The organism is Massilia horti (assembly GCF_004614195.1).
GTDB classification, from domain to species: domain Bacteria; phylum Pseudomonadota; class Gammaproteobacteria; order Burkholderiales; family Burkholderiaceae_D; genus Telluria; species Telluria horti.
In genome coordinates this window covers 1-22,002 of sequence record NZ_SPUM01000090.1, presented here as the reverse complement: position 1 = coordinate 22,002, position 22,002 = coordinate 1, and the positions used below count along the sequence as shown (strand labels likewise).

19 protein-coding genes, 1 pseudogene and 1 riboswitch are annotated in these 22,002 nt (G+C 66.1%); of the genes and pseudogenes, 11 read left to right on the top strand and 9 right to left on the bottom strand.

The window, feature by feature from the left end; genetic code table 11:
- Nucleotides 1-3 precede the first annotated feature (3 nt).
- The 4 genes from E4O92_RS13525 to E4O92_RS13510 are packed head-to-tail and all read right to left on the bottom strand — an operon-like array spanning nt 4 to nt 4,411.
- Nucleotides 4-1,218, bottom strand: coding sequence for an ABC transporter permease (locus E4O92_RS13525; RefSeq protein ID WP_135190278.1), 1,215 nt, complete (start codon nt 1,216-1,218; stop codon nt 4-6).
- On the bottom strand, nt 1,218-2,465 hold the full coding sequence (locus E4O92_RS13520; protein ID WP_135190277.1) for an ABC transporter permease: 1,248 nt from the start codon (nt 2,463-2,465) through the stop codon (nt 1,218-1,220). The genes E4O92_RS13525 and E4O92_RS13520 overlap by 1 nt, the downstream gene beginning before the upstream one ends.
- Nucleotides 2,466-2,475: 10 nt before the next feature.
- Nucleotides 2,476-3,138: an ABC transporter ATP-binding protein gene (locus E4O92_RS13515; RefSeq protein WP_135190276.1), complete on the bottom strand. Its 663-nt coding sequence runs from the start codon at nt 3,136-3,138 to the stop codon at nt 2,476-2,478.
- Between the two features lie 25 nt (nt 3,139-3,163).
- Nucleotides 3,164-4,411 (bottom strand): efflux RND transporter periplasmic adaptor subunit, encoded by a 1,248-nt coding sequence (locus E4O92_RS13510; RefSeq protein ID WP_135190275.1) that lies wholly within the window; start codon nt 4,409-4,411, stop codon nt 3,164-3,166.
- Nucleotides 4,412-4,574: 163 nt separating this feature from the next.
- Here E4O92_RS13510 and E4O92_RS13505 point away from each other — a divergent pair.
- Nucleotides 4,575-4,745 (top strand): annotated as a pseudogene (locus E4O92_RS13505) (VOC family protein); the annotation flags it as partial.
- Between the two features lie 193 nt (nt 4,746-4,938).
- Here E4O92_RS13505 and E4O92_RS13500 read toward each other — a convergent pair.
- A complete protein-coding gene (locus E4O92_RS13500) occupies nt 4,939-7,104 on the bottom strand; it encodes a TonB-dependent siderophore receptor (RefSeq protein WP_135190274.1) in 2,166 nt (721 codons plus the stop codon).
- 79 nt (nt 7,105-7,183) lie between these two features.
- A riboswitch (TPP riboswitch) is annotated at nt 7,184-7,282 on the bottom strand.
- 299 nt (nt 7,283-7,581) lie between these two features.
- On the bottom strand, nt 7,582-8,541 hold the full coding sequence (locus tag E4O92_RS13495; protein WP_135190273.1) for a DUF535 family protein: 960 nt from the start codon (nt 8,539-8,541) through the stop codon (nt 7,582-7,584).
- Nucleotides 8,542-8,777: 236 nt separating this feature from the next.
- Between E4O92_RS13495 and E4O92_RS13490 the strand changes: the two genes are divergently transcribed.
- Nucleotides 8,778-9,476: a glutathione S-transferase gene (locus E4O92_RS13490; protein ID WP_135190272.1), complete on the top strand. Its 699-nt coding sequence runs from the start codon at nt 8,778-8,780 to the stop codon at nt 9,474-9,476.
- A 40-nt stretch (nt 9,477-9,516) separates the two neighbouring features.
- Here the strand turns inward: E4O92_RS13490 and E4O92_RS13485 are convergent, their stop codons facing one another.
- Both E4O92_RS13485 and E4O92_RS13480 read right to left on the bottom strand, forming a co-directional pair.
- A complete protein-coding gene (locus E4O92_RS13485) occupies nt 9,517-10,167 on the bottom strand; it encodes an SdpI family protein (protein ID WP_167759784.1) in 651 nt (216 codons plus the stop codon).
- Nucleotides 10,167-10,451, bottom strand: a complete 285-nt coding sequence (locus tag E4O92_RS13480) for an autorepressor SdpR family transcription factor (protein WP_135190270.1) — start codon at nt 10,449-10,451, stop codon at nt 10,167-10,169. The genes E4O92_RS13485 and E4O92_RS13480 overlap by 1 nt, the downstream gene beginning before the upstream one ends.
- Nucleotides 10,452-10,620: 169 nt before the next feature.
- On the opposite strand from E4O92_RS13480, the gene E4O92_RS13475 reads away from it, so the two are divergent.
- From E4O92_RS13475 to E4O92_RS13450, 6 genes are all read left to right on the top strand, one after another.
- The gene (locus E4O92_RS13475) at nt 10,621-11,088 is read left to right on the top strand and encodes a VOC family protein (protein ID WP_135190269.1); all 468 of its coding nucleotides are present in this window, start codon (nt 10,621-10,623) and stop codon (nt 11,086-11,088) included.
- 16 nt (nt 11,089-11,104) lie between these two features.
- A complete protein-coding gene (locus tag E4O92_RS13470; RefSeq protein WP_135190268.1) occupies nt 11,105-11,407 on the top strand; it encodes a YciI family protein in 303 nt (100 codons plus the stop codon).
- Nucleotides 11,395-12,138 (top strand): YciI family protein, encoded by a 744-nt coding sequence (locus E4O92_RS13465; protein ID WP_167759783.1) that lies wholly within the window; start codon nt 11,395-11,397, stop codon nt 12,136-12,138. The genes E4O92_RS13470 and E4O92_RS13465 overlap by 13 nt, the downstream gene beginning before the upstream one ends.
- Nucleotides 12,135-13,403 (top strand): RNA polymerase sigma factor, encoded by a 1,269-nt coding sequence (locus tag E4O92_RS13460; RefSeq protein ID WP_135190266.1) that lies wholly within the window; start codon nt 12,135-12,137, stop codon nt 13,401-13,403. Before E4O92_RS13465 ends, E4O92_RS13460 begins: the two co-directional genes overlap by 4 nt.
- A gap of 356 nt (nt 13,404-13,759) precedes the next feature.
- Nucleotides 13,760-14,542, top strand: coding sequence for a hypothetical protein (locus tag E4O92_RS13455; protein WP_206076867.1), 783 nt, complete (start codon nt 13,760-13,762; stop codon nt 14,540-14,542).
- Nucleotides 14,543-14,643: 101 nt separating this feature from the next.
- Nucleotides 14,644-17,586 carry a putative bifunctional diguanylate cyclase/phosphodiesterase gene (locus E4O92_RS13450; protein ID WP_135190265.1) on the top strand — a complete coding sequence of 981 codons (2,943 nt, stop codon included), beginning with the start codon at nt 14,644-14,646 and terminating at the stop codon, nt 17,584-17,586.
- A 2-nt stretch (nt 17,587-17,588) separates the two neighbouring features.
- Here E4O92_RS13450 and E4O92_RS13445 read toward each other — a convergent pair whose 3' ends face one another.
- Nucleotides 17,589-17,966, bottom strand: a complete 378-nt coding sequence (locus E4O92_RS13445; RefSeq protein WP_135190264.1) for a DUF4124 domain-containing protein — start codon at nt 17,964-17,966, stop codon at nt 17,589-17,591.
- A 271-nt stretch (nt 17,967-18,237) separates the two neighbouring features.
- Here E4O92_RS13445 and E4O92_RS13440 point away from each other — a divergent pair, with 271 nt between their 5' ends.
- The 3 genes from E4O92_RS13440 (at nt 18,238) to E4O92_RS13430 (ending at nt 21,648) form a co-directional block, all read left to right on the top strand.
- Nucleotides 18,238-19,017 carry a gluconate 2-dehydrogenase subunit 3 family protein gene (locus tag E4O92_RS13440; RefSeq protein ID WP_135190263.1) on the top strand — a complete coding sequence of 260 codons (780 nt, stop codon included), beginning with the start codon at nt 18,238-18,240 and terminating at the stop codon, nt 19,015-19,017.
- A complete protein-coding gene (locus tag E4O92_RS13435; RefSeq protein ID WP_135190262.1) occupies nt 19,017-20,786 on the top strand; it encodes a GMC family oxidoreductase in 1,770 nt (589 codons plus the stop codon). Before E4O92_RS13440 ends, E4O92_RS13435 begins: the two co-directional genes overlap by 1 nt.
- 166 nt (nt 20,787-20,952) lie before the next feature.
- Nucleotides 20,953-21,648, top strand: a complete 696-nt coding sequence (locus E4O92_RS13430; RefSeq protein WP_135190261.1) for a c-type cytochrome — start codon at nt 20,953-20,955, stop codon at nt 21,646-21,648.
- Nucleotides 21,649-22,002 lie beyond the last annotated feature (354 nt).

The window sequence follows — 22,002 nt, the reverse complement described above, 5'->3', positions numbered from 1 at the left end:
GTGCTATTCGTAGTGCAGGGCTTCCGTCGGGCTGAGGCGGCTGGCGCGCCAGCCCGGATAAAGCGCGCACAGCAAGGATATCAGATAGATCACGAACATCGACAGGCCGGTGGCGCCGAGGAATACCGTCCAGTTCAGGCTGGCGCCGAGCGCGCCCGTGAGCGGCAACTGCACCAGCAGCAGCATGCCGACCACGATCGCCACCGTACTGAGCAGCATCTGCTCGCCGACGATCTGGCGGTAGATGTCGCCCGCGTTGGCGCCGGCGGCGCGCCGCAGGCCGAATTCCGGAATCCGCTGCGTGGTGTTTTGCCAGAGCGCGCCGAACAGGCCGAACGCGACCATGACAAGCATGAACGCGGCGATCACACCCAGCACGATCAGCGGGGTGGTCTGGGTCTTCATCTTCGTCTGGCGTGTGGCCGAGAGCGGGGAGATCTGGTAGCTCCAGCTACCTTGAATCTGCCTGAGCCGCTGGCTCAGCCGGAATTCAAAGCTGCGTTCGGTTCCCGGCTGGAGTTTCAGGATAATGGTGCGCGCGTCACGCTGCGGCGTAATGGTGCGCGCGTCACGCTGCGGCGGCTCGTGGCGGATGAAGGTGAAATTGCCCGGCGTGCCCAATTCGCCCTGGTCGCGATACTCGTCGACCACTCCGACCACCTTGTAGGTGATGATGCCGTCGCGGTCGCTATCGGTAAATTGCTGGCCGATGGCCGACTTGCCTGGAAACATCGCGTTCGCCATTCTGCGATTGACCACGACCGGAAACGCGGCCGAACCATCGTCCAGCGCGGAAAACCAACGACCCTCGATTACCTTGATCCCAAGGGCCTTCGCCAGCCCGTCGTCGGCATAGAGCATGTCGGTTTGCACTTTGACCCCCGACTGGTTCTTCGGACTGGAGCGGTTCATCATCATCGAATAGGGCTCCCAACTCGCGAACGCGACCTGGCCGACTTCCGGCAGTTCCTGCAAGCCGCGCTTGAACGCGTCGTAGGTGGCTTGGTCGATGTTGTCCCTGCCGCCGTTGCTTGTCCTTACGCCCACCGCCCATACGTCGTCGCCGTTGAAACCGATCGGCATCCGGTATAGCTGGTAGTAGCGCACGCCAAAGGCGGCGATCGCGAACACCAGTGCAAAGGCGAGTAGTATTTCAAGGCTTAGCATCAGGTTCCTGGTCTTGCGCTTCCAGGTCAGCTTCAGCAAATGGCGGAACATCAGGCGGCTCCCTTCAGGGCATGGACAGGATCGAGGCGCGACATCTTCCAGGCAGGAAGAACGCCGGAGATCAGACCGAACACGGTCGCGATCAACATGGCATAGCCGAATACGGCCAGGTTAAGGCTCACTTTCAGGTAGGGGATCAGGTTGGCGTGTTCTAGCCACACCAGCACACCGGCGCTGGCGACCAGTCCGATGAGTCCGCCGGCCAGGCAGAGCAAAATGTTTTCGACCACCAGTTGCGCGGCCAGTTGGGTGCTGGTCGCGCCGAACGCTTTGCGGATGCCGATCTCGGCGCGCCGTTCCATGATGCGGCCGGTGTTCAGGTTCACCATGTTCAGGGCGGGCAGAAGCATGAATATCAGCATGGCGGCCACGATGATTGCCACCAGCTTGCCGGCTCCCGAGTCGGCCTGCTGGTCGTTGCCGACGGTCAGCCGGGCAAACAGGTCGATCTTGCTGTCGGCCCAAAAGCGGGGCGTTTTATACCGTTTCGGGTCGTCCGGCACCACGCCCCGGGCGATTTGCTCCACCTGGCTGCGAATGCGGGGCAGGTCGGCCTTCGAATGGGCCAGGATCAGCGCGGTGAATTGGTCGATCAGCTTATCTCGATATTCCGACGATGGCGAACTGCTGATGGGCGCCCAGATATCGGCGAAGGAGTTCAGGTGCAGCGTATCGTCGACCACTCCCACGATCTCGAAGATCCGCCCGCTTACGTTGATCTTCTGACCAACGGCGGCACTTGGGCCGCCGGGGAACAGCTGGCGCGCGGTGGTCTGGTTGACCACCACTACCGCGCGGCCAAGGTGGTCGTCGTCAACCGTCAGCAACCGGCCGGCCAGCAGGGTGAAGTCCAGCACTTTCCAGTAATCGGCGTCCGCGCGTCGCATCAACAGTTCACTGACGCGGTCGCCCTGGTACACCGACACCGAGCTGGGAATGGTGACGGCAGCGACTCGTTCGACGCCCTGCATCGGCTTTAAGTATTTCTCGATCAGCTTGTAGCCGAGTGGCCCGTTGGTGTAGCCGTGGCCCTCCTTCGCCTCCATCTTTATCATCAACACTTGCAGGAAGCGGTCGCTCTTGCCCTCGACGCCCTTGGGGTAGAACGCGGTCTCGAGCAGAGCGGCGACAACCGTCAGCACCACCAGGGTCAGCACGATGCACAGCAGGTTAATGGCGGTGAACAGCTTGCGCCGCATGAAGACCTTGTAAGCAGTTAGTAAATAATTCCTGAACATGCTTGCCTCCTCAGGCGACCAGCTGGCCGTCGAACACGCGCACGATGCGGTTCACGCGGCGTGCTTCGAGTTCGTCGTGGGTGACCATCACCACGGTCGTGCCCTCGCTGTTAAGCTTGAGCAGGATGTCCATGACTTCCGCGCCCATTTTGCTGTCCAGGTTGCCGGTCGGTTCGTCCGCCAGCAGCACCTGCGGCTCGCCCACGATGGCGCGCGCGATCGCCACCCGCTGCTGCTGGCCGCCCGAGAGCTGATTGGGATAGTGGTCCAGGCGCGCGCCCAGGTCCACTTTCTCCAGCGCCGCGCGGGCAAGGCGGCGTCGCTCGGTTCCGGAGATGCTGCGGTAGAGCAGCGGCAGCTCGACGTTGTCGATCACCCTCAGGTCCGGGATCAGGTGGAAGCTCTGGAAAATAAAGCCGAAGGTTTGGTTGCGCAGCTTGGCCACCTGCTTGTCGCGGTAACGGGTGATCGGCACGCCGTCCACTTCGATGCTGCCCGCGCCCGGCCGGTCGAGCAGGCCGATCAGGTTCAGCAGCGTGCTCTTGCCGCAGCCGCTCGGGCCCATCATCGCCACGAATTCCCCGCGCTTCACGTGCAGGTCGATGTCTTTGACGGCCAGGGTCTCGACCTTGTCGGTGCGGTAGGTCTTGCTGACTTTGTTCAGTCTGATCATGGTTTTCCCTTCAGGTCCTGGTGAGTTATTGTGAAATGCGAATGCTGTCGAGCTCCTTGAAAGTACTGGTGTCCGACACGATGAAGCGTTCCCCGGGCTGTGCGCCGGCGACGATTTCGACCAGCTTGCCGTCGCTGCTGCCCAGTTCCAGCGTGGTCTTGCGCGCCACGCCGTCTTGCACCTGCCAGGCCGGCTGGCGCCCGCGGCCGTTGAATGCCAGGCCGCTGGTGATGACCAGCGCGTTGGCCTTGCGATCGGTGACGATGTTGACGTCGACCCGCATCTTGTTACGCAGCAGCTGGTTGTGCGGCTGCGCCAGATCGACCAGCAGCTTGATGGTGCCGTTCTGGATTTCGGGCAGGATCGTGTGCACGGTGCCGGCCAGCACCTCGCCGTTCTGTTCGACGCGCACCGCCTGGCCGGGCGCCAGCAGGCGTGCATGGAAGTCGGACAGCGTCGCCTCGACCCGGTAGTTGTTCAGCTCGGACACGCGCGCGACCTGCTGCCCGACCGCGACGCTGGCGCCTTCCTCTTCGATCAACGAGGTCAGCATGCCGGAGAAGGGCGCCGTCACGCGGGCCTGGGCCAGCCGCTGTTCCTGCTGCGCGATCTGCTTTTGCAGGATCGCCTTTTGCAGGTTGGCCGCCTCGATCGCGCTGCGGGTGGCGCGGCGCGTGTCGTCCACCTGCTCGCGCTGCTGGCGCAGCTGGATCTCGGTACGCTTCACATTGAGCTCGGCGGTGAGCATGTCTTCACCGGATACGGCGCCGCTGGCGCGCAGCTTCTGGAAGCGCTCATGTTTGGCACGCACCGATTGCAGGTCGATCTCGAGCAGCTCGATGCTGCTCACGAGCTGCTTGTGCTTTTGCTCCAGCTCCTGGGTCAGGACGACAATCCGGTTTTCCTGCTGCGCCAGTTGCTCCTTGAGCGAGTCGAGCGCCAGCCGCAGCTCGCGGTCGTCCAGTTCCAGCAGCAGTTCGCCCTGCGTGACCTGCTGCCCCGGCTTGGCATGGACCTTCGCGACCCGGGTGGCGACCGGGGTCGATACGACTTCCTCGTGGACGGGGATGACGACGCCGCTGGCGTTGATGGTATTGGCGATGTCGCCGCGCCGAACCTCGGCGACCACGATCTCGCTGGCCGTGATGCTCGGCCGCACGACGCGGTTGATGCCCCATGCGGCGGCGCATAAGCCGGTTACGAGAACGAGGCCGGTCGCGATGCGCAGGTGCAGTCGGCGGCGGAGGGTGTCAATGCTGATGGCGCGGTCCATGGTTGCGAAGAAGGCGGTTATCCTGCGGACCTTCATTGCAAGCTTCGTGCCAGCGGCGTTTCAGTGGGGAAAGGCGCTGATGGACGACGTTTTTGCGCCCGGGGGCGGGCATCGGTGTCCGGATACGGACACCTTTGCCTCGGTTGGGGAGGGGGTGTTTGACCGTGCCGTGGCCGCGGGCGCGACGATCAAGCGGCCGGTGCAGGACGAGTTCTGGGGTGACCGCTATGGCACAGTCGAGGATCCTTTTGGCCACCGCTGGTCGATCGCCACGCATGTTCGCGACGTGTCGCCGGAGGAGATGCAGGCCGCGATGGCGAAGGCCTACGAGTAAGGCGGCGTACGAACGTTAGCACGTCGTCCCCGCATAGGCGGGAACAGCGCCACTGGCGCTGTTCCCCCATAGGCAGCGTGAAGTGACGCTCAGCATGGGTCCCCGCCTGCTGCGCGGGGACGACGATTTTTGGAGTGGGCAGGAGAACCTGCTCACCCTACGCCCCCCACCTGACGTATGGCGGCCTCGATGGTCAGATGTCGAACTGCGCCGACAGGCGGAAGGTGCGCGGTGCGCCCGGCAGCAGGTAGCCGCCCAGCGCCGGCGTCACGTCACGCCAGTAGAACTTGTCGGTCAGGTTGTCCACGCGCGCCCGCAGCGTCACCCTGGTAGCGCCGGCCTTCATCCCGTACGACGCGCCCAGGCCAAAGGTGCTGTAGCTGGGGACGAAAACGGTGTTCTCGACATCGAACGCCTTGCGGCTCGCGAACTGCCAGTCGGCGTTCACCTTGAGGCCGGCCACCGCCGGCACCGCGTACTCTAGCCACGTGGTCGACCTGAAGTTCGGGACGTCGGTCACGCGCTTGCCGTCGAGCGTCGGGTCGCCGGTGCCTTCCTGGCGGGTGTGCAGCGCCAGCAGCGACAGGCCGTAATTCAGGCCGGCGGCAGCCTTGCCTTCGGCCGCGATCTCGATGCCGCGGTGGGTCTCGTCGCCATTGCGCACGTAGGGATGCAGCGACTTGCCGTCGACCACGACGGTCTGATTCGGGTCGATGTACTCCAGGCCCTTGCGGATCTGGAACAGGGCGGCGCTCAGGGTCAGGGCGTTGCCGACCGCGCCTTTCACGCCCACTTCGGCCTGGCGCGAGCGGCTCGGCGAGAGCGCCTGGTTCTGGTTCGAGGTTTTCTTCGGCGCGATGCCGCCCAGTTCCATGCCGTGGCTGAACGAGCCGTACACGTTCCAGTCGCCAGACACGCCGTAGACGAGGGCCACGTTCGGCAGCAGGAAGTGGTCGTCGGTGCTGGTGCCCACGACGCCCGGCGCGGAGAACTGCGTGCGCTGGAAGTTCACGTAGCGCACGCCGGTATGCAGCGTGGTCTGCGGCGCCAGGGTGATGATGTCCTGGGCGAACAGGTCGCGTTCGCGGTCGCTGCGGCGCTCGAATACATTCTCCGTCACGCGATCAGACTCGACCGGCGGCACGGCGACCGGCTTCCAGATGTTGCTGGTGCCGACGTAGTCATAGACGTAGTCGCCGAAGCTGTCGTGGCGCTCGTAGTAGGCGCTGCCAAGGGTCAGCGCGTGGCGCAGTGCTCCTGTCGCGAACTTGCCCTGCACCATGGCCTGCGCGCCCCACGGCGTCTTGCGCTCGCCCGTGCTCTGGTAGTCGTAGACATCGTAGTCGCCGTTGCTGCAGTAGCCCGGATAGTAGCCGTCGCCCTCGGTTGAGCAGCCGTACGGGAAGGCGGTGTAGTCGTCGCGCTTGAACCAGTGCTTGTTGGCGTTCACGGTCGCGACCCAGTTTTGAGCCAGCTTGTACTCGAAGCGCAGGCCGAGGTTGGTGCTGTCGGTCATGACCGGGCGCTGCCACGGCTGGTCTTGCAGGAACATCTTGGACGAGACGCCGGTCGGCAGGTCGGTGCCGCGGATCAGCTGGAAGCCCGGGGCCGTGAGCTGCGACTTGTGCTGGTGGTCGATGTCCAGCTGCAGCAGGGCGTCGCGGCTGATCTGCCAGTCGAAGGCACCGGACACGAACTGGCGCTCGCCGTTGGCGCCGCGCACGTAGGGGCGCAGTTTCTCGGCGGCGGCATTGATGCGGTAGCCGAAGCGCTCGTCCGCGAAGCTGCCGCCCAGGTCCACCGCGCCGTACAGGGTGCCGCGCTCGCGCACTTCGACTGTGGCCGAGCGCAGGGTGGTCGCGGTCGGGCGCTTGGTCACGAAGTTGACGATGCCGCCCGGGGTGGTCACGCCGGCCTGCAGGCCAGACAGGCCCTTGAGGATCTCGATGCGCTCCTTGTTCTCGAGCGGGATCTGGGCGTCGGAGGGTATCGCGATGCCGTCCTTGCGGTAGCTGGTATTGTTATCGAGGTCGAAGCCGCGGATCGAGAACTGCTCGGCATAGCCGACCGCGTTGTAGGAATCGCTGACCGAGGCGTCGTAGCTCATCGCATCGGTGGCCGAGCGGATCGAGAGGTCCTGCATCTTCGCGCTGTCGATCACGCTGACCGAGGCCGGGGTGTCGACGATCGAGGTGTCGGAAAAGCCGCCCACGCCGGCGCGGCCGGTGGCCGGCTGCCTGGTGCCGGTGATGACGACTTCGGGCACCGCATGGTCAAGGCTGGATTGCGCCTGGGCGCCGATCGAGAATGCCTGCATGATGGCGCAGGCGAGGAGGGAATGCTTGAGTGTTGGTTTCATGTTTGCTCGTTTCGCGCCGCTGGCGGCGCCGCTTTTTAAAAAGCCGGGAGCCAACGGGGAAGGGCAAACAACAAGAAATTGTTTTTCTTTTGCGCTTTCCTTCGCTGGCATTATCCAGATCAGGTACGGAGGGTATCTCTCACCCGGAACAAAAGTCCCAGGACCCCTAGCGAGCGCGCAGTGTATCACGAACCGGACCGGGCCGTAACGGACTGCGCTTACTTCAACTGCGTTTACATCAACTGCGCTTACGTGCTGTGCACGGTCACCTCCTGCTTGAAAGCGGCGTAGGGTGCGCACCTGTGCGCAAGGGTTCGCGAACGTTGCGTAGTGAAGCGTTCGCCGCGAGCCCGCATGCCGTGACCGCGTGCGCACGGGTGCGCACCCTACGATTTACTGATGCCGGCGGCCATATTGGATTTCGTGTGCAGGGCCGCCGAGGCAGTGCGCACGTGTTCACCGCTCTTGCACCGTGCATCACGCCTCCGCCGGCTCGCGCACCGGCGCCGCGTGCTCGACGTGGGCGCGCGCGTGCAGCAGGTGGCGCTGCAGCGTCGTGCGCGCCCCGTCGCCGATCGCCTTCCAGTATTCGCGCCGCTGGGCGGCACGCTTGCGGTGCTTGGACGGCATGTCGGCCAGCGGCTTGAGGTAGAACGGCAGCTTGATCAGGTAGCCGGGACCAGCCATCTCGGTGCCGCCAAGGACCTTCCAGAAGCCATCGTAGGCGTTGGCGAAGTGCCTTACGTCGGCCGGGTCATAGGCGATATGGGCGGTGCACTTGACCGCCACCACCTGCGTCAGGCCGACCGCCTGGGCCACGCCCTGGATCGCCGCAAAGCAGAAGAAACTGGGCGAGTTGTTGGGGAAGGCCCGCTCGAAGGCCTCGAACGCATGGCCGGAATCGGTCCAGCGCCCCTGGTTGCGCGCGACCAGGATCGTCATCGGCGCGGCCACCCCGGCCAGCGCGCCTTCTACCCAGCTGAACGAGAGGCGGTGCAGGCACTTGCCATTGGCCAGGAAGGCAATCGTCAGATCGCCTTCCGCATTGCTGCGCGAGGCCATCTCCAGCTGCAGCATGAAGCTGCCATGCTCGCACGCGTGCTGCCACAGCGGCAGGCTGCGGTGCACGTAGACCGCCTGCTTGTAGGCGTTGTTGAAGGTGGTTTCCTCGAAGCGGTAGTGGGCCAGCACGCACTGCACGCGCTGGCGCGCGCTCAAGCCCTTGACCAGGTAGTCGCGGTGGCTCAGGTGATGGAACAGGTCGTCGTTGGGCGGCGCGGCCACGTAGTGGCGGTAGACGTCCAGCTGGCACAGCGCGCGGTGGTCGCGGTAGTACAGCATCACCCGCAGGCTGCGCACGATGCACAGCATCCAGGATGGCAGGCTGTACTGGCGACGCCGCGCCAGCCAGTGACGGGCCAGGTGAGCAAAGATCATGGGCGCTCCGTTTTTTGTCCGTTGTTGTCACGCGTTTTTATCTTGGCTTACCTGCTGGGGCGAGCAGGTGATCTTGCTCAAGAGAAATTATTCCCTTGACCTGGTGTTGCGCTTTGCCCCGGTTCCTGTGACTTTTGGTCGAGTTCGGCATCGCGAAGACTAGCACGATCGGCCGCGCCGCCGCGCCTGATCCTGGGCGATCATTGCGCCATGCCGAGCACAATGGAGGGAGTCCGATGAGCTATGAACTTTTTTACTGGCCGACGATCCAAGGCCGCGGTGAATTCGTGCGCCTGGCCCTGGAGGAGGCGGGGGCGGGATATGTTGACGTGGCGCGCCAGCCGGGCGGCATGCAGAAGATGATGGCCGCGCTCGGGAGCGACCTGCATCCGCCGTTCGCGCCGCCATTTTTGAAGGCGGATGGCCTCACCATCGGCCAGAGCGCCAATATCCTGCTCTATCTCGGCCAGCGCCATCAGCTCGCGCCTGGCGACGAGGCGGGGCGGCTGTGGACCCACCAACTGCAGCTGACCATTGGCGACCTGGTGGCAGAGGCGCACGACACCCACCACCCGATCGCGAGCAGCCTGTATTACGAGGACCAGAAGCCGGAAGCGAAGCGCCGGGCGGCCGACTTTACCGCCGGGCGGATGCCCAAGTTCCTCGGATATTTTTCGCGTGTACTGGGAGAGCGCGATACGTTGGTCGGCGACAGGCTCACCTACGCCGACCTGTCCCTGTTCCAGGTGATCGCCGGGCTGCGCTACGCGTTCCCAAAGGCGATGGCGCGCATCGAATCGAAGCTGTCCAACCTGGGCCGCCTGCACGACCGGGTCGCGGCCCGGCCGAATATCGCGGCCTATCTCGCTTCGCCGCGGCGCCTGCCGTTTAATGAGGAGGGCATTTTCCGCCGCTATCCGGAGCTGGAGGGTTAGTCCAGCGACGTAGCCCGTGTTGCGCGTGGCGGTGCCGGCGTTACCCCTGCAGCGTGTCGCCGTGTTCCAATCGTTTGTAGTACACGAGCGACCAGGCCGCCGGAACCAGTATGGCTGCCATCAACAGGACGGCTGCCAGTAGGGTCGGCAGCCTGGAGACGGTCACGGCCAGCGCGAGCAGGCCGCCGGCCACCATGGTCTTGGCGGCCAGCCGGTGCGTGGCGTACCATACCCGCTCGTCGGCCAGGGTCCACGGTGTGCGCACGCCGAGCCAGAAGTTGCGCCGCACCTTGCCCATCACGTTGCCGAGCAGTGCGTAGGCGACGCACGCGCCGCCCAGGATGAAGCGCATCAGCTCCAGGGAGCCGTTGTAGGCGTGCCAGATCAGCATCAGCTGGATGTAGCCGAGCATCGCGACCGCGACCAGGCAGGTGTACCACCAGGTATCGCGAAAGCCGTCGACCGAGAACCGGCGCGGCGACACGATGGGCAGCACCGTCCACAGCACCATGAACACGATCATCATGAGGGACGGGAGGAAGATCGAGGGGCGCGCGCCATAGCGGTCGGTTTCGCCGCGCAGGTTCCAGTGCAGCGGCAACTCCGGCGGCAGCTGGGTGTAGAACCCCAGGGTGATCGCGAATGTGACGACGAGGACCAGGCCGCACAGCAGCAGGTATTTGTTTTTCACTATTTTTCTCCTTTGGCGCTGCGCGCCAGGTCCATGCCCCATGCCAGCAGGTCTTCCAGCACCGTGGTGTTGAGCGAATACCAGATCGTCTGCCCTTCGCGCCGGCTGGCGACCAGCCCGGCCTGGCGCAGCACCGCGAAATGGTGCGACATGGTCGGCTTGGTCATGTCGAAGTGGGCCGCGACGTCGCCGGCGGTCATCTCCTCCTTGCTGAGCAGATGCAGGATCTCGCGCCGGGTGGGATCGGCAATTGCCTTGAACACCGTGTTGAGCTTGCCTGACATGATTCGATCGATCTCTAATTAGATGTCTATCTAAATATAGGGCTGATTGATCCAGATGTCAAGCACAGCAGGCGGCCCGAATTTTTTTTGCACAAGCGTGTCGATTCCGGAGCACGCCGTCCGTCGTAGCGGTGTAGCACAACCCGAAACCTAACGAAAGGAAAGCAATATGAGCACAGCGAACGTCAAGCCGATTCCCGAAGGCATGCACAGCATCACCCCGCACCTGGTCTGCACCAATGCCGCCGGCGCGATCGAGTTCTACAAGAAAGCCTTTGGCGCCGAGGAAATGGCCCGCCTGCCGATGCCCGACGGCAGGATCGCGCACGCCCTGTTGCAGATCGGCGACTCGAAACTCATGCTTACCGATGAAATGCCGGAATGCCAGTCGCTCAGCCCGTCCTCGCTCAAGGGAAGCCCGGTGACGCTGCACCTGTACGTGCCCAACGCCGACGCCGCGTTCGAGCGTGCGGTGGCGGCCGGCGCCAAGGTGCGCATGCCGCCGGCGGACATGTTCTGGGGCGACCGCTACGGCGTGGTGGAAGATCCGAACGGCCACGTGTGGTCGATCGCGCACCACCAGCGTGACGTGGCGCCGCAGGACATGGCCGCCGCGATGCAGCGCGAGTGCGCCTGAGCGATCGAGGCCTGCCATGCGGTTCATGCTGATTGAAAAAAACGGGAACCGGGCAGGCGCATGCGAGGCGGGCGCGCCCGAACGGGCGCGCTACGAGCAGGCGCTGGTCCGCGCCGGCGTGCTGCTGGCAAGCGAACGCCTGCGCCCGGGCGCGGGCGATGCGGCCGAGGTGGCAGGGTTCTGGCTGATTGAGGTAAAGTCGAAGGAAGAAGCGGCGGAATGGGTCCGCCGCTCCGGCATGAATGCGCGCATCGAACTGCGCGAAGTCTTGATGCCCGACGAATTTGCTGCCCGAGGAGGAGTTGGATGCGGTTCCTAATTTTGTGCAAGACGGATCAGGCCAGTTACGCGGGTGACGCGCCCCACTCCGGACGGGGCGCGGCGCTGGTCCGCTTGCTCGCGTCGCTGCGCGAGGCCGGCGTGCTGCGCCTGGCCGGGGAACTGCTGCCCGCGAGTTCCGGTGCGCGCCTCGTGTTCGACGGCCGCGAGTGGTCCACGCACCCCGGTCCGTTCGGCGCCCCGGACGAACTGGTGGCGGCCTTCGCGCTGGTCGACGTGCGCGATCGCGACGAGGCGCTCACCTGGGCGGCGCGTTGGCCGGCCGCGGACGGGCAGGAGGTCGAGGTGCGCGAGGCTGGCTGCTCGGCCGGTTGCGTCGGCTTCGAGGTCGCCACCGGGGCGCCGCAAGATGGCCGCCAGCGTTACATGGTGTTGCTCAAGTCCGACCACGAGCAGGAGCTGGACGTGCATCCGCCACCCGGCATCATCGCCGCCATGATGCGCCACAACGAGGAGGGCGCGCGGGCCGGGATCGTGCTGGCCGGCGAAGGACTGCAACCGAGCAGCAAGGGCAGCCGCCTGCGCTTTGCGGGCGGGCGCCACAGCCTGTTCGACGGGCCGTTCACCGAAACGAAGGAACTGGTCGCCGGCTTCTGGCTGATCGAGGCCGCGTCGCTTGACGCGGCCTGCGACTGGGCCAGGAATTATCCCTATCCGCGTCGCGGGCGGGTCGATGTCGAGGTGCGCACGCTGGCGGGAGCGCAAGCTTGACCGAGCCGGTGCACAAGGTGGTGGAGGCGGTCTGGCGCATCGAGTCGGCCCGCATCATCGCCGTGCTGGCGCGCATGCTGCAGGAGGTCGGGCTGGCGGAGGAACTGGCGCAGGATGCGCTGGTTGCCGCGCTCGAACGCTGGCCGCGCGACGGCATGCCCGACAATCCGGCCGCCTGGCTGATGACGGTGGCGAAGAACCGCGCGCTGGACCACCTGCGCCGGCGCAGCCTGCATGCCCAGAAGGAGGGCGAACTCACCTACGAGGTGGAAAACCAGCTGCGCGACGCAATGCCGGAGGAACCGGACGCGCAGCTGGACCGGGACGATATCGGCGACGACCTGCTGCGGCTGATCTTCGTGTCCTGCCATCCGCTGCTCTCGACCGACGCGCGGGTGGCGCTCACCTTGCGCCTGCTGGGAGGCTTGAGCACCGACGAGATCGCGCGCGCCTGCCTGGTGCCCGAGCCCACGGTCGCCCAGCGCATCGTGCGCGCCAAGCGCACCCTGCTGGAAGCCAGGGTGCCGTTCGAGGTGCCGCGCGCGAGCGAGCTGCCGGAGCGGATGGCGTCGGTGCTGCAGGTGGTCTACCTGATCTTCAACGAGGGCTACGCGGCCACCTCGGGGCCAAACTGGACCCGCCCCGCGCTGTGCGAGGAGGCGCTGCGCCTGGGGCGCATCCTGGCTGAACTTGCGAGCGGCGAGCCGGAGGTGCACGGCCTGGTGGCGCTGATGGAGATCCAGTCCTCGCGCCTGGCCGCGCGGGTCGGCCCGGATGGCCAGCCGGTGCTGCTGATGGACCAGGACCGCAGCCGCTGGGACCAGCTCCTGATCCGGCGCGGGCTGGCCGCGCTCGAACGCGCCGCGGCGCTGGGACTGGGGCTTGGGCCATACGGGCTGCAGGCGGCGATCGCCTCCTGCCACGCACGGGCGCTCACGCCCGGCGAAACCGACTGGGCGCGCATCGCGGCGCTGTACGACGCGCTGGCCCAGGTTGCGCCGTCGGCGGTGGTGGAGCTGAACCGGGCGGTGGCGGTGTCGATGGCCTACGGGCCGCAGGCGGGGCTGGAGCTGGCCGACACGCTGCTGTCCGAGCCGACGCTCAAGCACTACCACTTGTTGCCTTCCGTGCGCGGCGACATGCTGGCGCGGCTCGGGCGGCGCAGCGAAGCGCGCGCCGAGTTCGAGCGCGCTGCCGGGCTGACGCGCAACGCGCGCGAGCGCGAATTGCTGCTGGCGCGGGCGCACGGCTGCCTGGAGCGGTAGTTTTCGCGTGCGGACCGTAGGGTGCGCACCCGTGCGCACGCGGTTCGCGAACGTTGCGCAGGAAAGCGGCAGCCGCAAGTCGGCGGCTCGGCCGACCTGTTGTTCCTGACTCCGAATCCCGCCATGGCTCGATGTGCAAGGCGCCCCGCCCACGGCTGCTGAAAATGTTGCAAAGAAATCTTGGTATTTCCGTTTAAAAATTGCATTTGCGGCATGTATACCACAACTAGAAAATTGCCAAAGTTAAAATAAAAGCCTGAAAAACATTTTACCTTTGCATTTTGATATTCCTCGACCCATTGATAATGACCAAAAGCAATTTCGGTTTACAAATTTCAATTTCGAGGAGCATCACCATGGACCTGAGCACGGTCACTCTTGCGCCCCGGCGCTTCACCGGCACCGTCCCGCCCACCGGCGCGGCGAGCCCATCGGGCGTGACCACCGAGCGCCTGCCGTTCACGGTCCGCCGCGTGCAGGACGAAGACAGCCTGCGCAAGGCGGTGCGGATCCGGCACGCGGCCTACGCGCGCCACGTGCCCGAGCTCGCGCGCACGCTGACCCTGCCGGAGGAGTGCGACTTCGAAGAGGACACGGTGGTGCTGCTGGCCGAGTCGCGGCTGGACGGCACGCCGCTGGGCACGGCCCGCATCCAGACCAACCTGTACCGCCCGCTCCATCTGGAGGAATCGGTGGTGCTGCCGGATTGGCTGCAGGGGCGGCGCCTGGGCGAGGTGGAGCGCCTGGGCGTGGCCGAAGGGCGCATCGGGCACGTGGTCAAGGTGGCGCTGGTCAAGGCCTTCTTCGAGTATTTCGAGAAGACCGGGATCGAATGGGCCGTGATCGCCGGCCGCACCCCGGTCGACCGCCAGTATGAGCAGCTGCTGTTCACGGATGTCTTCGGCCACAAGGAAATGGTGCCGCTGCGCCACACCGGCAATATCCCGCATCGCGTGATGGCCTTTGAAATCGCCACCGGCGAAGAGCGCTGGCGCGCGGCCGGGCACCCGCTGCTGAAGTTTTTCCGGCACACCCACCACCCCGACATCGACATCGGGCCGCTGGCACCGCAATTTGCGCCGGCGCCAACCGCGCGCGCGGCGAGCGTCGGGCTGTGCGCGGAACTGGCGCCGGCCTGATAAAAAAATATTGCATGACCGCATGATTGGTTAGCTGTATCCTTACAGGATGTGTGGTGCCGGCGCCTGGCCGGCATCTGCCCGCCTGATCGATACACCTTATGTCTGAGCCGTCCAGTTCGCCATCCGAACCGCTACCATCGCATGCCCACCGCGTCGTCGTGGCGCTGACGCGTCTGTTGTCGGTGTACCTCATCCCGATCGGCGTGGCACTGCTATCGGTGTTCGCCCTGGCCACATGGAACAGCCACTACCGGGCCGGCGACCGCTCGCCGCTGCTGCTGCGCGTGATGGCCGAGACCGGCGCCCCACTCACGCCCCAGGCCGCGCTGCATGAGCTGGCGCGCGCCCCGGCGCTCGATCACTACACTACCCGGCTGTCCGAGGCTCCGGTCTGGTTCGCGCTGCGCACCGTGGGCCGGGCCGGCCAGGCCGCTGACATTGAGTTCCCGTCGCGCCACGCGGTCGCGATCCGCTGCTGGGATGGCGACCGCCTGCAACCGCTGGGCAGCGCCTGGCGTGGCGGCGCGGAAGGGGCGCTGACGGCGGCCAAGGCCGGTTTCGTGCTGCAGCTGGCGCACCCGCCGGCCCAGGTGCTGTGCCGCGCCACCTTTTCCGGGCCGGCGCGCCTGTCTGCCGTGCAGTGGCCGCCCGACCAGATGACGCTCTCGGTGCAGCAGTTCCACCGCAAGTCGGGCCTGCTCGACGGCGGCATGATCGTGCTCTCCCTGTTCGTCCTGATCACCGCGCTGATCAACCGCCAGGTGCTGTACCTGCAGTTCGCGGGCTGGCTGATCCTGAACCTGCGGGTGGGCGCGATCTCGGCCGGCTGGGACATCCAGTGGCTGGGCCAGGAGCTGCCGCCGGAATGGCTGACGCCCAGCCGCGCGGTAACCACCGCGCTGTATGCGATCTCGACCCTGACGCTGTACATGACCCTGTTCTGGGCGGATGTGGCGCGCTCGCGCTTCGCGACGTCGCTGCGCCTGATGCAATGGGTGTGCCTGCCCTTGCTGGCGCTGTCGCTGTTGCTGCCATTTCGCATTTACCTGCCGGTGATGTGGGTGCTGGTGGTGGCCGGCCTGGCGTTGATGACCTGCGGTCTGGTCAGCGTGATGCGCCATTCGCAGGCGCGGGTGGCGCTGTGGTTCGCGGGCTCGTTCGCCGTGACGTTCCTGTCGAGCCTGGCCGAAGTGATCGCCGCGGCGCTCGGGATGAGCGAAGTGCTCGGTGTGGCCAACAGCGTCACCGCCGCGCTGGCATCGAGCCTGCTGGCAGCGCTGGCGGTGGCCGAACAGATGCGGCTCGAAACCGAGAAGCGGATCGCGGCCCAGGCCGAACTCGAACATGCCTACGAGGCGATGCCGGTCGGCCTGCTCACGCTCGACCTGGAAGGGCACTTCCTCTCCGCCAACCCGGCGCTGTGCCGCATGCTCGACTGCGATGTAGTGGTGCCGGGCCGCACGCTGTGGCGCCAGTTCTTCGACGACGACGCCTGGCGCAGCCTGCTGGAACTGGTGCGCGAGCGGCCCAACACCGAGCTGGAGATCGACACCCGCGAGCGCGGGCGCCGCTTCCTGGTGCGCGCCACGCTGGCGCGCGGCCGGATCGAGGGGGTGTTGGAAGACATTACCGAAAAGACCAAGGCCACCGAGCAGTTGCGCTTCATGGCCAACAACGACCCGCTGACCAAGGTGTTCAACCGGCGCGGGATCGAAAGGATGTTCGAAGGCGCGACCGTGACGCTGGCGTCCGGCCTGCCGCTGGCGCTGGCCTACCTCGACCTGGACCGCTTCAAGCTGATCAACGACCTGTTCGGGCACGCCGCCGGCGACGAGGTGCTGCGCCAGGTGTGCGACCGCATGGCGCTGGTGCTGGGCGGCGGCCAGAAGATCGGCCGGGTCGGCGGCGACGAGTTCGTGATCGTGATGCCCGACACCTCGATCGCGCTGGCGACCCTGGTGTGCCGCACCATGGTCGAGCGCATCGGCGGCCAGCCGTACCGGGTCGGCGACAAGGCGTTCCACGTGCGCGGCTCGATCGGCCTCATTGAGGTGTCGAGCGGGATGCCGATGAAGGACGCGGTGTCGGCCGCCGACCGCGCCTGCCGCGAAGCGAAGGAGGGCGCGGCCGACGGCCTGGTGGTGTACGAGCGCAACGCGCGCGCGTTCCGCGAGCGCGAGGCCGAGCTGAACCTGGTGGCGCGCCTGGCAGGTCCGAACGCGACCGACGGCATGTTCCTCGAAATGCAGCCGATCATGTCGCTCAAGGCGCCGCGCGCCTCGCTCAACTTCGAGGTGCTGCTGCGCATGCGCGAGCCGGACGGGCGCGTGGTCGGCGCCGGCCCGATCATCGGCGCGGCCGAAAAGAGCGGGCACGTGGGCGTGATCGACCGCTGGGTGCTGACATCGACCCTGCAGTGGATCGCCGCGCACGAGGCCGAGCTGGCCAACACCCGCTTCGTGTGCATGAACCTGTCCGGCGCATCGCTGAACGACGAACGCTTCGTGCAGGACACGATCGACATCCTCGCGCACCATGCGCACGTGGCCGACCGGCTGTGCATGGAGATCACCGAAAGCGTCGCGCTGCACGACCTGGACAACACCCGGCGCTTCATCGACCAGGTGCGCGCCTACGGGGTCAAGGTGGCGCTGGACGATTTCGGGGCCGGGTACACCTCGTTCTCGTACCTGAAGGAACTGCCGGCCGATGTGCTGAAGATCGACGGCAACTTCGTCGTCAACATCAACGCCCACCCGGCCAACGTGGCAATCGTCGAGGCGATCGTCAACCTGGCGGTCAACCTGGGCATGAAGACGATCGCCGAATGGGCGGAGGACGCGGCCACCGTGCAGACCCTGGCCGAGATCGGCGTCGATTACGTGCAGGGCTGGGCGGTATCGCGCCCGCAACTGCCGGAACGCGTGCTCACCGCCGGCTCCTCAGCCGGTTTCATCCAGGATGAGCAGGTACTGCAACTGGTGGATTCCCTGGAGACGGGGCAGCGCGGCGAGATGCTGGCGCTGTTCGACCTGCGCTAACCTCAATCCAGCCGCGCCAGCCCCTGCGGCGGCCGGTCCTTGTTCCCTGCATCGATCAGCAACTGTTGCGCGCGCGCAGCCTGGACCGTGGCGACGTCGCGCGCCAGCGGCGCGTGCGGGACGGTGCTGACGTGCCTGCGCAGTGGTACCGGCCGCGGGGGCAGCAGTGCGGGCAGCGTCGGGTAGGGCTCGGGTGCGGGCCGGCTGGCCTGCGCCTCGCCTGCCAGCCGTATCGTCGCAGCGCCGGGCTCGCATGGCTGGTCGGTCAGCGTCACATGCCCGTCAGGATCGATGCACTTGACGATGTCGCCCCCGGCCGCGCCGTTTGCTGCCGCCAGCGCGGCGCCGATCAGGATGAGTTGGCAGGCTTGGCGCTTCATGATCCGCTCCCGGTTCTTGAACGGTTCCGATTGTCCGCTCGCCGCCGTTCCAATTCTGTTCGCTGCCACACGCTGAACCCATGGCGGTAGATCATGAACGTTGTCCGAACCATGATCGAACAACCAACTCTAACGTGCCAGATTTGCCCGCTTAGTTTGTCGCCCGCTTGGAGGTTGTTTCCAAATGAGCATGGCCGCGTCGCGGCTCCTTGCCTGCTCATCTTGAAGCGACCTCTGAATCAAACAGAACAAGAGAGGGAAGGAACAGACGATGGAAAAGCTGACGCGACGTACTTTCTTCAAAACTACCGCAGCGGCGCTCGCGACGCCGACCGGCGCCCTTGCCGCCGGCCAGGCGGGGCACGATCAGGGAGCAAATGCGCCCCAGCCCGCCGGCAATGTGTCCTACATGTTTTTCCGCCCGGACGAGGCGCGCTTCGTCGAGGCGGCCACCGAGCGCCTGATTCCGGCCGACAGCAACGGCCCCGGCGCGCTTGCCGCCGGGGTGCCGTCCTATATCGACCGCCAGCTGGGCGGCGCCTGGGGAGCGGGCGAGCGCCTGTACCGCAGCGGGCCGTGGCGCCAGGGCATTCCGGGGCAGGGCTACCAGCTGCCGTTCACGCCGGCCGAGCTGTTTCACAACGCGCTACGGGGGATCGACGCCGACCTGCGACAACGGCACAACACCAGCTTCGACCGGCTGCCGGTGGCGGACCAGGACGCCTACCTCAAGACGCTGCAGAACAGCAAGCAGGACTTTAACGGGGTGCCTGGCAGCACCTTTTTCGAGTCGCTGCTGGCGCTGACGATCGAAGGCTTCTTTGCCGACCCCATCTACGGAGGCAACCGCGACATGGTGGCCTGGAAGATGATCGGCTTTCCTGGCGCGTACGCCAGCTACTACGAACTGGTGGACCAGTACGGCCTGCTGTACACGCGGGCCCCGATGTCGATCGGCGAAACCGGGCGCGGCACGATCCAGATCCACAAGGCCAGTCCGCCCGCCTATGCGCCGTCGGCCGAGGCGCCGGCCAGAAAAGGAGGCAAATAATGGCTACCCGGCTCAAGGAAGTGGACGCCGTGCTGATCGGTGTGGGACTGGTCGGCACCATGCTCGGGCGCGAACTTACCCGTGCGGGCCTGAAGGTGGTCGGGCTGGAACGCGGCAACCCGCAGTTCACCGTTCCCGACTGGCAGGCGCCGCAAATGCATGACGAGCTGCGCTATTCGATCCGCAAGGCCTTCATGCAGGACAACACCAAGGAAGCGATGACCTTCCGCAACAACCCGGATCAGGTCGCGCTGCCGATCCGGCGCTGGGAGAGCTTTCTGCCCGGTACCGGCCTGGGCGGCGCGGCGGTGCACTGGAACGGCCAGACCTACCGTTTCCAGGACGCGCACTTCCGGATGCGCAGCCACAACATCGAACGCTACGGCAAGGATTTCATCGACCCGGAACTGACCATCCAGGACTGGGGTGTGACCCATGCCGAGCTGGAACCATACTACGACCGGTTCGAATACCTGCTCGGCACCTGCGGCCAGGCGGGCAATATCAAGGGCCAGAAGATCTCCGGCGGCAACCCGTTCGAGGAACCGCGCTCGCGGCCCTATCCGAACCCGCCCATGAAGGAGCCGTACGGGTCGGCGATCTTCCGCCAGGCCGCTTCCAGCCTGGGCTACAGTCCGTTCCCGCAGCCGTCGTCGAACATGAGCCGGCCGTACACCAATCCGGAAGGCATGACGCTGCAGACCTGCATGTTCTGTGGGTATTGCGAGCGCTACGGCTGCGAGCACTACGCCAAGTCGTCGCCGCAGACGATCCTGCTGCCGGTGCTGCTCAAGGATAAGAACTTCACCCTGCGCACCAATTCCCACGTCCTGCGCATCAACCTGGCGAAGGACAGGAAGCACGCGACCGGCGTCACCTACGTCGATGCCGCCGGGCGCGAGTTCGAACAGCCGGCCAAGCTGGTGATCCTGTGCTCGTTTTCGCTCAACAACGTGCGCATGCTGCTGCTCTCGGGCATCGGCCAGCCCTACGATCCGCGCTCCGGCCAGGGCACGCTCGGGCGCAACTACGCGTACCAGACGATGAGCGCGGTGCAGGTGTTTTTCGACGAATCGGTCAACATCAACCCGTTCATGCGCTCCGGCGCCAACGGCACCCTGATCGCCGACTTCGCCGCCGACAACTACGACCACGGACCGCACAAGTTCGTCGGCGGCGTCTACTTTGGCGAGCTGTCGACCAACGGGCGCCCGATCGAGTTCCACCCGACGCCACCCGGCACCCCCGGCTGGGGCGCGGCGTGGAAGGCGGCGGTGGTGCGCCACTACAACCACACCGCGATCATCAACATCAACGGCAGTTCCGCGTCCTGCCGTACCAACTATCTCGACCTGGACCCCACCTACAAGGACGCGTGGGGCCTGCCGCTGCTGCGCATCACCTTCGACTTCCCGGCCAACGACCTGCGCATGTCGGCCTACGTCACCGGCAAGGCGCGCGAAGTGGGCCGCGCGATGGGCGGGCGGATCGTGGCCGGGGAAGGGCGCAAGGGACCGTACGTGGTGACCCAGTACCAGACCACGCACAATACGGGCGGCGCCATCATGGGCGTGGACCGCACGAACAGCGTAGTCAACCGCTACATGCAGCACTGGGACGTGCCGAACCTGTTCGTGATCGGCGCCAGCGCCTTTCCGCAGAACGCCGAGTACAACCCGACCGGCACCGTCGGCGCACTTGCCTACATGTCGGCCGAGGCGATTGTCACCCGTTACCTGAAGACTCCCGGACCCTTGGTGCAAGCATGAAGACCACCTTGACCCCACTGATGATACTGGCGGGCGCGCTGGCGGCCTGCGCCCAGGGACAACACGGCGGTGCGGGGCCGGCGCCACCGCCGCCGCAATCGCAGTTCGAGCCCCTGCCCCAGCCCGCAACGCGGCCGCCCCAAGCCTGCCCGTGCCGCCAGCCACGATGCCGACAGCGGGCAACCTGCAGGCCGGCCACCAGATCGCCACCAACGGCGCGCCGGGCGGCGTGGCAGCCTGCGCCAGTTGCCACGGCGCCCAGGGCGAAGGCAATGCCGCGGCCGGTTTCCCGCGCATCGCCGGGCAGTCCGCCTATTACCTGGGCAAGCAACTGACCGCGTATGCCGACGGCACGCGCCAGAACGCGGTGATGGGGCCGATCGCCAAGGCGATGAGTGCACAGCAGAAGCGCGACGTGAGCGCGTATTACGCCGAGCTCAAAGGTCCGGTTTTGACGGCGCCAGCGGCCCCACCGGGAGCCGGCGCCACCCGTGCGCTGCAACTGGCAACGGTGGGCGATAGCGCGAAGAGGGTGCAGGCCTGCAGCAACTGCCATGGCCCGGGCGGCATCGGCGAGCCGCCGGCCTATCCATTTCTTGCCGGTCAACATGCGAGCTACCTGACGGCCGCGATGGCGGCCTGGAAGAACGGGACGCGCAAGACCGACCCGAGCGGGCAGATGCCGCACATTGCCATGGCCCTGTCCGACGCCGACATCCAGGCCCTGTCGGCCTTCTTCAGCGCCCGGCCGCCACCGCCGCAGCCGGCCGCGAAGGACATCAGCGTACCGGCCGGCTCGCTGCTCAAACCGGCCGAGGCAGCCGGCGGCGCAACCCAGGGCGCGCCCCCGGCCAGCCGCTAGCGCGGCCTGCGCAGGCGGGTTGAATAACGTTGGCTTCGGTCCGAACATGTGCCGCGTGCTGAGGCGTAGGGGGCGCGGGGCCTTTGATGCCCTGTGCGCACGCGGTACGGTTGAATATCGTTGGCTCCGGTACGAACACATGGCGCGTGCATCGGAGTAGGGTGCGCACCTGTGCGCACGCGGTACGGTTGAATATCGTTGGCTCCGGTACGAACACGCACCGCGTGCATCGGAGTAGGGTGCGCACCTGTGCGCACGCGGTACGGTTGAATATCGTTGGCTCCGATACGAACACCTGGCGCGTGCATCGGAGTAGGGTGCGCACCTGTGCGCACGCGGTACGGTTGAATATCG